Raw genomic sequence first — 12,141 nt, 5'->3', positions numbered from 1 at the left:
GAGAAACACTCCTACGCCCAGCGTCAGTCAGACTAAAAATAGTTTGAGGAGATCCCTCCATCCACCATCAACCAGGCCCCGGTCGTCCAGGCAGATTCATCAGAGGCCAGGTACAAGGCCATATAGACAATATCCTTTGGATCACCAAAACGCCCCATAGGGATACGATTGAGCCGCGTATTGCGCGCCTCCTCGCTGGTCCAGAGATGACGAAGCAACTCGGTCTCTATCGGGCCGGGACAGATAGCGTTACAGCGAATGCCCTGGCGACCATACTGCACTGCCAGCGACTTGGTCAGGCCCAGCAGGCCACCTTTAGAGATAGTATAAGCATCCTGGGGGACCGTACACCCCAGAAAAACGACCAGCGAGGCAATATTGATGATCGAACCCTTGCCCTGCTCAAGCATATGTGGAATTGCGTAGCGGGAGCAGAGATAGGCACTCTTGAGATTGACATCCATGACCTTCTGCCACAGGGCATCGGTGATCTGCTCCAAACCCTCATCCTCTGGCGGCATCACCCCCGCATTATTATAGAGCACATCGATATACCCAAACGCCTCTATTACCTGAGCCACCATGCCTTTCACCGCCTCTTCGCTCGAGACATCGGCACGGCAGAAGAGGGCTTTTCCCCCAGCCTGGCGAATCTCAGCCGCCGCCTGCTCGCCCCTATCATCAATATCAACCAGGGCGACGCTTGCCCCTTCCCTGGCAAAAATCTCAGCCGCCAGCCTGCCCATGCCACTCGCCGCTCCCGTAATGATCGCAACCTTGTCAGCCAGACGCATATGCTTCCTTTCATATGGTGCCAATTAATTGTAGAGTCCATGCTGGCATGGACTCTTCGCCCACAGGTTGATACCCAGCCGTTGGAGAGATCGCCGCACTAGCAGTCCATACCAACATGGACCCCACACGCTCTTTTGTCTTCATTGACAGGCATTGATACATATGCCTCGAAGCACAACAGACTACGGCTGCCGCTCTTTCACAATATCCAGGTACCAGTAGGGTTGGCGCTTACGTAGCATTGGCTTGGCGCGTACGACGTTCCCGGGAATAGAATCCAGGATATTATAAGCCAGCTCGCCCGTCAACGAGCCCGCCATATCGCCGGGAGCATAGTCAAGCATATGCGTGGTACGCCGCCCTGTGCGCTGCTCACGCGTATCAATGGTCATCATCATCAAGCCTGGTTCATCTTCATCGGCGACGACCTCATTGGTATAGTTTGGCGAAAACACGCCACTCATACCATTAGCCCGCCCACCCACGCACTCCTGGCTCCAGTTCGCCAGGGCGAGATACACATTATGCTCGGCGGCACGTACCCGCCAGAGTAGGTGATGAGGCTGACTCCCATCCTCATCCATAAAGAAACTAAACGACGCGCGCGCTCCAGGGATCGCCGCGACAGGTACAGGAGCTGGGAAATCGAGGAAAGCGGGGGCGCAGACGAGATCGGTTCCCATCCCCGCCAGCACACGTAAGGTTTCCGGAAAAAGCACATCATATCCTGTTGCCAGCCCGATGCGACCGCTGGGCGTATCAAATGTCGAGAGACCGAGATTGCCCGGCGAGGCCCAGAGCCGGTCCCGCTGTGTAAGATGTAGTTTGCGATAGGTGCCATAGATGCCATGGGGATCAAGCAACAGGATCGTGTTATAGTAGTTCCCCTGTGCATACTCGGCGACCCCAAGCACCATGCTCACCTGAAGCTCCTGCGCCAGGGCGACCAGCGCATCCGTCTCGGGACCCGGAACACGAATGGCCTGTGTACGTATGTGGTCCGCGAACTCCCTCGCGGGATTTTGCGTCGCTGGATGCAGCAATACAGGGCCAGGAAGCACCAGTTCAGGGAGCACCAGGATATCGGGACAGGCAGGGGCATTATCACGAATACACATGCGCACCAGGTTTTGCAACGTCTCAAGCGTGGTCGATGCCTGCGAGGCCGCGAAGGAGCTCAGGCCTAGTTGGAGGAAACCCACACATGATAACTGCCCCTGGGGTAGCTCCCCTAGCTCATACAGGCTATGATAGCGCAAGGGTTCCCACAGGTATTGATTGTTGACAAGCGAGATATATTCGCGCGGGCGGCGATCCTGGAGGCGGTTCCCGTACACCTCCTGCTCGCTCCCCCAGCGCTTCTCGCGACTATGAGCCAGGTTCACCTCACCATAGAGAATACCTGATCCGGTCTCCAGCGCAGCTTGAATTGAACCATCTGGATTTAGCAGGCAACTTCCACCATAAAAATGCATGCCACGCTCATTACCCTCGCGATTCGCTACCAGCAGGTAGACGCCGTTTTCAAAGGCCCGCGCCATCCACCAGTTCGTGGGATGCTGTTCCAGCGTCCAGTTCGTTGGGCAGACAAGAACATCTACCTCCTGTAAAGCGGCGAGGCGCGCCGTCTCAAAGTAAGTGGCATCCAGGCCAATCATAGCGCCCAGGCGCCCAAGTGGTGTCTCCCATACAGGCACCCCCCCATCGCCATCACGCGCCCAACGAGGTTCTGACATATATGAATGCATTTTGCGATAAGTCCCCACGGGGCCATCAGGGCCGAGAAGAACCATAGCGTTATAATACACCTGTGTGAGCGTGTCCACCTCCGGCATGCCCAGGGCAATATAGCATTGATAACGCGAGGCTAAGGCCTGAAAGCGTTGGGTCGTTGGTCCGGGAATGGACTCCACATAGGGGGCGATCTCCGCACGCGTTGTCCAGCAATAACCGGTTGTACACATCTCTGGTAGGACGATAAGGCGCGCACCATGCTGAGCAGCCTCTTCAACGAGAGCGAGCAAATCCGCAACGTTTTTCTCTTTCTCGCCCAGGGATGGCGCATACTGAATAGCAGCGACACGATAACTCGTAGGGGATGCAAAGCGAGTGCTCATGTGGATGGACTCCTGCCTGGCTCGTAAGACTGGAAAGGGTGTTAGAGTATGTTCTCAAGTGTGAAGCAGTCACCCTGAATATAGCTTGTAGTATTATAGCACTTCGCTCCCTTGAGGGGATACCTTTTTTCGCACCTGCAGCGCTCAAGTATGAATGTATGGCTGGTGTGAGAGTGGGCAGTCGCCCACTCTCACACCAGCCATACTTGAAGAAAAAGCCTGAGATCAATTATTGATAGTATCGGATAATATAGGACTATATTGGACAGTATCGCGGCTCGCTTAGCCGAGGTACTGGTATGCGGGAAGGGTCAGAAACTCGACAAACCGGTCATCTGAGACAAGTTGATTGAGAATTTCAGCGGCGGGGGCGAACTTACGCGTGGCGTAGCGCTCTTCGCCCAGGGCATTCTTCAGCTTCTGGAGCTCTTCCTCACGGAGTTGGTGGTATAGCGCCAGCGTCACCTTGCGTCCATCCTCCAGCACACCTTTGGGATGGCGAATCCATTGCCAGATCTGCGCCCTGGAGATCTCAACGGTAGCTGCGTCCTCCATCAGGTTATTGATGGGGACACACCCCAGGCCACGCAGCCACGACTCCAGGTACTGCAGACTTACGCTGATATTATTGCGTAGCCCCGCCTCGGTAATCGTGCCTTCAGGCACCTTGAGCAGGTCGGCGGCGCCAACCTGCACGTCCTCGCGCTTACGCACAATCTGATTGGGGCTCTTCATAACGGCGTCGAACTCTGCCAGGGCGATTGGCACCAGGCCAGGATGGGCCACCCAGGTTCCATCATGTCCATCGGCCACCTCGCGGCGCTTATCGCTACGCACTCGCTCCATGGCCTCCTCATTGGCCTGTGGATCGCCCTTAATGGGAATCTGGGCGGCCATCCCGCCAATTGCGGGTGCGCTACGGCGATGGCAGGTCGCGATGGTCAATAAGGCGTACGAACGCATAAAATGCGTCGTCATCGTGACCTTAGCCCGGTCGGGAAAGATAAAGGCTGGATGGTTGCGAAACTTCTTGATCGCGCTAAAGATATAGTCCCAGCGTCCACAATTCAGGCCAGCTGAGTGCTCGCGTAGTTCGTAGAGGATCTCGTCCATCTCAAAGGTCGCCAGGATGGTCTCGATCAAGACCGTGGCTTTAATTGCCCCCTGAGGAATTCCCAGTTCGCGCTGGGCCAGGACAAAGATATCGTTCCAGAGCCGCGCCTCCAAGTGACTCTCCATCTTCGGCAGGTAGAAGTAGGGACCAGAGCCACGCTGCAGGAGCTCCCGCGCATTATGGTATAGGTACAAGGCAAAATCAAAGATGCCGCCCGAGACAGGCTTTCCATCAACCTGCACATGCTTCTCATCCAGGTGCCAGCCACGCGGCCTGACCAGCAGAACTGCCGTTTGCTCGTTCAGTTTATAGACCTTGCCTTCGGGACTGGTAAAGGTAATAGTGCGCCGGATCGCGTCGCGCAGGTTGATCTGGCCCTGAATCGTAGACTCCCAGGTGGGCGAGTGCGCATCCTCAAAGTCTGCCATAAACATGCGCGCGCCCGAGTTTAAGGCGTTGATTACCATCTTACGCTCAACGGGACCCGTAATCTCGACCCGGCGATCCTGAAGGTCATGCGGCAGGGGAGCAATTGTCCAATCTCCCTTACGCACCGTCTCCGTCTCGGGCAGGAAATCTGGCAACTTGCCCGCATCGATCTCGGCCTGGCGTGTCACACGACGCTGTAATAATTCTTGCCGTCGCGCCTCAAAGGCTCGTGAGAGGAGGGCAACGAATTTCAGGGCCTCTGGCGTCACGATTTCCGCGAATTCAGCGGTCACGGGAGCCAGCACCTGAATACCTTCAGCATACGATGTCTGAGGAGAATGAGTCATGATCAGGCACTGCCTTTCTTGTTCTTTACTCGCGCCTGCGGCGCTTGCAGGAAGAAGTGGTGTGTTGGGCCATGGCGACTGGCGGCCGCCATGGCCCAACACACCACTTACCAGGTAAAAGGTGCGTGGCCACACCGCCTCAGTAGCCGCGTACGCCTGTAGCGGCCCCCTGCACCATACCACATAGCACTTTGTTTAGTGAAACTGAGCCTCTTCCGTGGAGCCTGTAAGCGCCGTAGTAGAGGACGCACCGCCCGCGATGACCTGGGTAACTTCATCGAAGTAGCCCGTGCCAACCTCATGCTGGTGCTTGGTAGCAGTATACCCTACTTTTTCTAGAGCGAACTCTGCCTGCTGCAAGCGGGAGTAGGCGGTCATACCCTCTTCGCGATAGCCACGTGCCAGGTCAAACATGCTGTAATTAAGCGCGTGGAACCCCGCCAGGGTGATGAACTGGAAGGCATAGCCAAGCGAGCCTAAATGCTTCTGGAACTCCGCGATCTGGGTTTCGCTTAGATTTTTACGCCAGTTAAACGAGGGCGAGCAGTTATAGGCCAGGAGTTTCCCAGGGAAGCGTGCATGAATCTCAGCGGCAAAGCGCTCGGCCTCCCCCATATCTGGGGATGAGGTCTCACACCAGATGAGATCACAATAGGGAGTATAGGAGAGACCACGCGCAATCGCTGCTTCAATGCCACTGCGGACCCGGAAGAAGCCCTCGGGCGTGCGCTCACCCGTCAAGAACGGCCGATCAGCCTCATCAATATCTGAGGTAATCAACTGCGCTCCGTTAGCGTCGGTACGCGCAATAAGCACGGTTGGCACGCCCATGACATCTGCGGCAAAACGCGCCGCTACCAGGTTCTTCACCGCAGAAGCGGTTGGTATGAGGACCTTACCGCCTAAATGCCCGCATTTCTTCTCTGAAGCAAGCTGGTCTTCGAAGTGGACGCCAGCCGCGCCAGCCTCGATCATGGCCTTCATCAACTCAAAGACGTTTAAGGGACCACCAAAACCAGCCTCGGCATCGGCGACAATGGGGGCGAACCAGTAGATATCCCCTTTCCCCTCAGAGTGCTGAATCTGGTCGGCGCGCTGTAGGGCCTGATTGATGCGCTTCACGACCTGCGGCACGCTATTGGCCGGATAGAGACTCTGATCGGGATACATATGCCCCGCCAGGTTTGCATCCGCGGCAACCTGCCAGCCACTTAGATAGATAGCCTTCAATCCAGCGCGCACCTGTTGGACAGCCTGATTACCGGTCAACGCGCCAAGCGCAGGCACAAAGGGCTCGCTGCGCAGCAGCGTCCAGAGGCGTTTGGCACCCATGCGAGCCAGCGTATATTCAATATGTACCGAACCACGTAAACGCAAGACATCTTCCGCCAGATAGGGTCGCTCGACGCCCCGCCAGCGAGTCTCACCCTGCCAGGCCATCTGCAAATCGCGCGCATTCCCATTTTCTGCATGCTGACTGCTCATCATGATCTGTTCTTCTCCTTCTCTAAGTGGCGTAAGAATCAGGAGGTGGCGTCATTGTCACCTCCCTGTTCTGCCAGGAGACGACGTTGTCTCCCTATCTTCTAAACCAAGAGTACCATGCAGGCGCAACAATAGTCCAGGCTTTTACTTCGCAGATTCTGAGGTAAAGCATAACCAAAAGGTTATATATCAGGTCACGCTCCCTGGCCAGATATATACAGATATATTCATCAGCAGGCTTATCCCCTTGCTTAAAGGCATAGAAAGCGCTCGCTTCCTGCATATAGAACGACTTTCAGACATCTTCCCCTGTCTAATAGTGTCAATCACACACCTTTTCAATAAGTCTTCCCTTATGCGCCAGTAAGCTTCCCCAAAAGCAAACCTCGGGCAGGAAAGAAGCACTCTTTCCTGCCCGAGGTCTGCTTTTTAACCTTTATGCGCCATGACACTTTTTGAACTTCTTGCCGCTGCCACAGGGGCAGGGATCGTTACGCCCAACCTTGGCAAAGGCCGAGGCGCTGCCGTTGACGTTGGCATTGTAGTTGCTGTTGCCATTGCTCCGGCTCTTCGTCGAACGCCCTGATGCGGACTTTGCCCTGGTCTGCCCACTCTTGCGCTGACCATTGGCTCGCGCACGCGTCTCCTCGCCGTTCTCGCTCTTGCTCTGACCACTGGCCTCTGCGATAGCATCGGCATTCGTCCGCACATTCGCGGGAATCTTGCGCACGGGTGCGGGACGGTCGATGGCCAGACGCACATCATTGCGAATAAGCTTGAGCAGCGCATCCACGGTATGGTGCTGGATCGCCACCTTCAGTTCATCAAACATGCGGTAGGACTCGTTCTTAAACTCGACCAGGGGATCACGCTGGCCCAGGCTGCGCAGTCCGATACCGGCACGCATCACGTCCAGGGCGTCGATATGATCCATCCACATGCGATCCACGACCTGCAAGAGGTAGGTGCGCTCAAACTCACGCAACGGATCAAACTGGGACACCCCTAACTCTCGTGCCTGCTGTCTCAACTCCTCGCCACGCTTCTCATAGTGCTCCAATACCAGCTCGGTCAGGTCGCTCTTGAGCTGTTCGCGACGGACAGAATTGATATTCTCTGGCAGAATATCCTCTGGGATATTGACCCAGACCTCCAGCGTCTTGAAGAGGGTCTCCAGTTCCTCCTCTTCGGAGATAACATTGCCCGGGATACAGGCGTTGACGATGCGGGCGACCTCGCCCTCCATCATCTTCACGATACGCTCATGCATGTCGCCATGTTCAAGAATGGCGCGGCGGTCGCTATAGATAACGGCACGCTGCTGCGCGATCACGTCGTCATATTCAACGACGTTCTTACGCACATCAAAGTTGTAGCCCTCTACGCGGCTCTGGGCGCTTTCAATCATGCGCGAGAAGAGCTTACTCTCCAGCGGTAGGTCACCCATGCCCGCACGCTCCATAAGGCCAGACACACGGTCAGCGGCGAAGCGGCGCATCAGCTCATCGTCCAGGGCCAGGAAGAAGCGTGTGGAACCAGGATCGCCCTGGCGGCCCGCGCGACCACGCAACTGGTTATCAATACGCCGCGACTCATGGCGCTCGGTACCAATAATATGCAGGCCACCGAGCTCACGTACTCTCGCGCGATCTTTCTCGCACTCAAGCTCTTTCTGGCGCAGCAGCTCTTGCTTCTCCGCCTCCGTCATATTCGCGAGATATTCCTGAATAGCCTCTTCCTTCTCAGCCCGCTCATCCTCGTTGCGCTCAGGCATGTCACGAATATAATCGACATGCTCCACATGCTTACGCAGGATGGAGTCATAGAAGCCTTCTGCGTTCCCGCCCAGGAGAATGTCGGTACCACGACCAGCCATGTTGGTAGCGATAGTTACCGCGCTACTGCGGCCAGCCTGGGCCACGATATGCGCCTCGCGTTCGTGGTGCTTCGCGTTTAGAACCTCGTGAGGTACGCCCTGCCTCTTCAACAGTTCAGAGAGCAGCTCCGAGATCTCGACCGAGGTTGTACCCACCAGCACCGGCTGCTCACGCTCATAGCACTCCTTGATCTCTTCCACCACCGCGTTGAACTTGGCCTCTTGCGTGCGATAGATATAGTCGGGCATATCCTCGCGAACCCTGGGCTTGTTGGGCGGGATGTTGACCACATCCAACTTGTAGATTTTATGGAACTCCTCGGCCTCGGTCATGGCAGTACCAGTCATACCCGCCAGTTTCTCATAGAGGCGGAAGTAGTTCTGGAAGGTAATCGTAGCCAGGGTATGGTTTTCGCGCTGAACCTTGACGCCCTCTTTGGCCTCAATCGCCTGGTGTAGACCCTCGCTATAGCGGCGGCCCGCCATCTGGCGCCCGGTAAACTCATCAACGATAACGACCTCGCCATCCTTCACGATGTAGTCTTTATCGCGCTTGAAGATGATCTCGGCCTTGAGGGCATTCTCCATATAGCGTGTTAGGTCCAGGTTCTCTTCATCGTAGATGTTCGTGACGCCAGCCAGCTTCTCAATCTTCTCAATACCCTCTTCGGTCATGAGCACGCTGCGCGTCTTCTCATCGATGGTATAGTCGGTCTCGGCCTTCAGGCGTGGCACCCAGCGCGCGAACTGCGCGTACATATCGGTCGACTCCTGGCCCTGGCCAGAGATAATCAGTGGTGTACGGGCCTCGTCGATCAGGATATTATCTACCTCGTCGACAATGGCAAAATACAGCTCGCGTTGCATGACCTGGTCCAATGAAGTGACCATGTTGTCGCGCAGGTAATCGAAACCGAATTCGTTATTTGTACCATACGTGATGTCGGCCTGGTAGGCTGCGTTACGCTCAGGGGTATAGGGATCAATGGCGTTGACGACAACGCCAACCGTCAGACCAAGGAATTTATAGATGCGCCCCATCCACTCAGAGTCACGGCGCGCCAGGTAATCATTGACGGTCACGAGATGCACGCCTTTACCAGTCAGGGCGTTAAGGTATATGGGGCTGGTCGCGACCAGGGTCTTACCTTCACCTGTGCCCATCTCGGCGATTTTGCCCTGGTGCAGGACAATGCCACCAATCAACTGGACGTCGTAGTGACGCATTTTGATGGTGCGCCAGCCTGCTTCGCGTACCGCCGCGAAGGCCTCAGGCAGGAGATCATCCAACGTCTTGCCATTACGATAGCGCTTCACCATCTCTGGCACCAACTCGTCCATCTGATTGGCGCGTAAGGCCACCAGTTCAGGCTGAATCTCTTTCAGAATATTGGTCAGCAGCAGCTCCAGGTGCGCATTAGAGCCCTCTTCACCATCGCTCGTCTTGCGCCTGGTCTCCTCAAAATGGGGCCAGAACTCCGTAAAGGCGCGTTTGAGATCGTCTTCATCGACCTCTTTCAACAGTGGCTCCGCCTCTTGCAACAGTTGCAGAATGGCCTGCTGGGGATCCTTTGCCTCATCAGGCCGTTCCTGCCGCTCGTCGGCAAGCTTCATGGCTTTGGACACGCGCAGCTCGTTGAGTGCGGGAGAGAGCTTCTCGTATCCCTGCTCAAAACAGTCGGAGAGGGTGTCTTGCAGGCGTGTGCGCAGCAAATACTCGCCATTACGCTTGCGCTCAAGCTTCTGTCGATACGCAGAAATTGCCTGGTGCAACTGCTCATCCGTAAGCTGGTCGGCCCAGGGTTCGGCTTTGCCCAACGCCTCACGTAGCAGAAGGACCAGTTCGTCTTCAAGCACCTTGCCGCCTTTGAGGTAGAGGGCGAGCTGTGAGCGAAACTCAACCGTTTTAGCGGCTAGCTCTTCGTCACTCAACTCCTTCATCTCTGCTTCCAGCGCGTTTATTTTATCGATGATGGGTTGTATGACCTTTAATTCCTTTTTATTCGGGTCGCCCAGGATTTTTCCTAGTAATTGCATGATTCAGCGTTCTCCTACTGCTCGGCTGTGGTGCAATAGCGCAATTGTCAAAAACCTTAAAAATACAGGCACATTATATCATGTATAGTTTTATGAGCATACAGCTTCAAGGTACATCTTGAGTATAACCCAGGAACTAAATAGAAGAGACGATCAACAGCAGGTTAGCCTTTCTGGTTGGGAGTGTGATGCGCCCTGGCAGCCTGTGGCTGCCAGGGCGCATCACACTCCCAACCAGGGTGAGCGCCGCAGGCACGAGAGTGCAAGCACAAAATATTCTATACCTGTATACGTACAAAACGATGTTTAGTTAGAGCAGGAGGAGGGCAACAGCTACATCAACACTTGCCTGCTTTGGCCTGGTCTATACTACTAGTAAGATCGGCAGATACCATGACCCAAAGGAGGGGGTGTATGTTCGCGGCGGTTGTCGAAAGCACTGTTTTTAACAACTTCTGGACCTGGACGTTCTGGATTATTTTGGGAGGACTGGCGGGCACGACGACAGAGATGATGCTCCACAGTAATACTATTGGCTGCGCAGGCAACATGTTTATCGGTGTCCTCGGCGGCATCCTGGGGGGAGTAGTAATAGCTACCTTGGGCATTCAACCTGGGGCGCTTTTTTACACCTTTCTCCCCGCCTTCGGGAGCGCCTTCCTGCTCTTATTCATCGCTCAATTCTTCGCGCATATTCGCTATAATACACTTTAATCATGCTAAGCAGTCAGAGGGAGTCTGGTCGCGTAGATCTGCGCGACCAGACTCCCTCTGACTGCTTATGCTCGTTTATGCGTTCCGCTTGCGATGCTTAATAAGATAGGCCGAACCGAGCAGCAGCACGGTCGCGATAAATGAACTGCCCAGAATAAAGGCGATGTTACGCAACCAGAGATCCGAGGTACTATCTGTCTGCTGGACAGGAGCCGTGTGATGCAGACACGTCAGCGGCCAGTAGCGAATCTTCTCCCCTCTGTAGTTCCAATACATCCGTGGTATCTCAATGCGAATCTCATCCCCAGCATGGGGCCAGAAGAACGGGGGATCAAAGATAGAAGGGTCGTAGTTATCCCCAGCTCCCGTAATCGACGGTAAAGGCGTTGGCGTCCCCTCGGGACCTCCATTGTTGTCGCCAGCACCAGGTGTCCCATTGCCATCCGTCACGCCAGGTGTCCCATTGCCATCCGTCACGCCAGGCATTCCATCCACGTTCGCAATGCCTGGCGTCGCGCCATCATTGTCCGCGCTAATGGTAGGCGTGGCCTGATCTCCATCGGCAGGATCGACCGTTGGTGTATCATCTTCGCCTGGCTCTCCTGTTGGCGTGACCGTTACAGTAGGTGTAGCGGACGCAGTAGGATGCGGCTTCGCCGTTTTACGCACTATGGGGAGAGCGGGAGGATTGCTTGCTTTGGCGACTGGCAAGGCCTGGCTGGGTGGATAATACTGTTGAGCGCCTCCCTGGGCCGGAGGGTACTGTTGCTGCGTCCCACCTCCATTGCTCTGAGCAGGGGCCGAGGGCTGACCGGAGCCCGATGAGTTCGTGTTGGCCTGGGTGCCATCGCTTGAACTTCCCTGGGAAGATGCGTTTGTCGCAGCGCTATTACATGGCTGTGTGCCGGGTACTTTTGCGACATCGTCCGGAGTTATCGGGGTCACGGTTCCAGAATCCGGCTGGTGTTGCTTCGTGCCTGTAGACGTGACCTTTGCCTCCCGCTGGTCCGCATTCGCGGGGTGCCCTGGTCCCTGGCGTCCCGATGTAGGCCAAAAGTTCATGCCAACAATGACACACAGCATAGAGGCACAGATACACATGAACATAAACGTCACAAAAAATTTAGCGCCCCTGCGCCTGTTTTTCTGATTCCACAACGCCAACATTGTATCAATCATGGGTGTGCAAACTCCTCTCCCATCTCGTCAACCCCTGGTACTCAATTT

Annotated in this window: 7 protein-coding genes; 1 reads left to right on the top strand and 6 read right to left on the bottom strand. The window is 55.5% G+C overall.

Translation table 11 applies throughout. The features are described 5' to 3' along the window. Positions 1–32: 32 nt before the first annotated feature. The 5 genes from JMJ04_RS12960 to secA form a co-directional block, all read right to left on the bottom strand. Entirely contained in the window at positions 33–794 is a 762-nt protein-coding gene (locus JMJ04_RS12960) for an SDR family NAD(P)-dependent oxidoreductase (protein WP_201370895.1), read from the bottom strand. A gap of 183 nt (positions 795–977) precedes the next feature. Beyond that, positions 978–2,912, bottom strand: coding sequence for a nitrilase-related carbon-nitrogen hydrolase (locus JMJ04_RS12955; protein ID WP_201370894.1), 1,935 nt, complete (start codon positions 2,910–2,912; stop codon positions 978–980). Between the two features lie 282 nt (positions 2,913–3,194). Next, a complete protein-coding gene (gene aceB / locus JMJ04_RS12950) occupies positions 3,195–4,802 on the bottom strand; it encodes a malate synthase A (RefSeq protein WP_201370893.1) in 1,608 nt (535 codons plus the stop codon). A 195-nt stretch (positions 4,803–4,997) separates the two neighbouring features. Then, positions 4,998–6,290: an isocitrate lyase gene (aceA, locus tag JMJ04_RS12945; RefSeq protein ID WP_201370892.1), complete on the bottom strand. Its 1,293-nt coding sequence runs from the start codon at positions 6,288–6,290 to the stop codon at positions 4,998–5,000. 433 nt (positions 6,291–6,723) lie between these two features. Beyond that, on the bottom strand, positions 6,724–10,200 hold the full coding sequence (gene secA / locus JMJ04_RS12940; RefSeq protein WP_201370891.1) for a preprotein translocase subunit SecA: 3,477 nt from the start codon (positions 10,198–10,200) through the stop codon (positions 6,724–6,726). A 414-nt stretch (positions 10,201–10,614) separates the two neighbouring features. Here secA and JMJ04_RS12935 point away from each other — a divergent pair, with 414 nt between their 5' ends. Then, the gene (locus tag JMJ04_RS12935) at positions 10,615–10,914 is read left to right on the top strand and encodes a hypothetical protein (protein WP_201370890.1); all 300 of its coding nucleotides are present in this window, start codon (positions 10,615–10,617) and stop codon (positions 10,912–10,914) included. Positions 10,915–10,989: 75 nt separating this feature from the next. Here the strand turns inward: JMJ04_RS12935 and JMJ04_RS12930 are convergent, their stop codons facing one another. After that, positions 10,990–12,093 carry a hypothetical protein gene (locus tag JMJ04_RS12930; RefSeq protein WP_201370889.1) on the bottom strand — a complete coding sequence of 368 codons (1,104 nt, stop codon included), beginning with the start codon at positions 12,091–12,093 and terminating at the stop codon, positions 10,990–10,992. Positions 12,094–12,141 lie beyond the last annotated feature (48 nt).

Origin of the sequence: Ktedonobacter robiniae (genome assembly GCF_016587375.1) — a bacterium.
Lineage (GTDB): Bacteria > Chloroflexota > Ktedonobacteria > Ktedonobacterales > Ktedonobacteraceae > Ktedonobacter > Ktedonobacter robiniae.
The sequence above is the reverse complement of the archived record's forward strand: the minus strand, read 5'-3'. Positions and strand labels throughout refer to the sequence as shown.

Excerpts from the sequence above, each read along its gene's own strand:
- JMJ04_RS12960 (WP_201370895.1), bottom strand. The coding sequence starts at position 794 with ATGCGTCTGGCTGACAAGGTTGCGATCATTACGGGAGCGGCGAGTGGC.
- JMJ04_RS12955 (WP_201370894.1), bottom strand. The coding sequence starts at position 2,912 with ATGAGCACTCGCTTTGCATCCCCTACGAGTTATCGTGTCGCTGCTATT.
- aceB (WP_201370893.1), bottom strand. The coding sequence starts at position 4,802 with ATGACTCATTCTCCTCAGACATCGTATGCTGAAGGTATTCAGGTGCTG.
- aceA (WP_201370892.1), bottom strand. The coding sequence starts at position 6,290 with ATGATGAGCAGTCAGCATGCAGAAAATGGGAATGCGCGCGATTTGCAG.
- secA (WP_201370891.1), bottom strand. The coding sequence starts at position 10,200 with ATGCAATTACTAGGAAAAATCCTGGGCGACCCGAATAAAAAGGAATTA.
- JMJ04_RS12935 (WP_201370890.1), top strand. The coding sequence starts at position 10,615 with ATGTTCGCGGCGGTTGTCGAAAGCACTGTTTTTAACAACTTCTGGACC.
- JMJ04_RS12930 (WP_201370889.1), bottom strand. The coding sequence starts at position 12,093 with ATGATTGATACAATGTTGGCGTTGTGGAATCAGAAAAACAGGCGCAGG.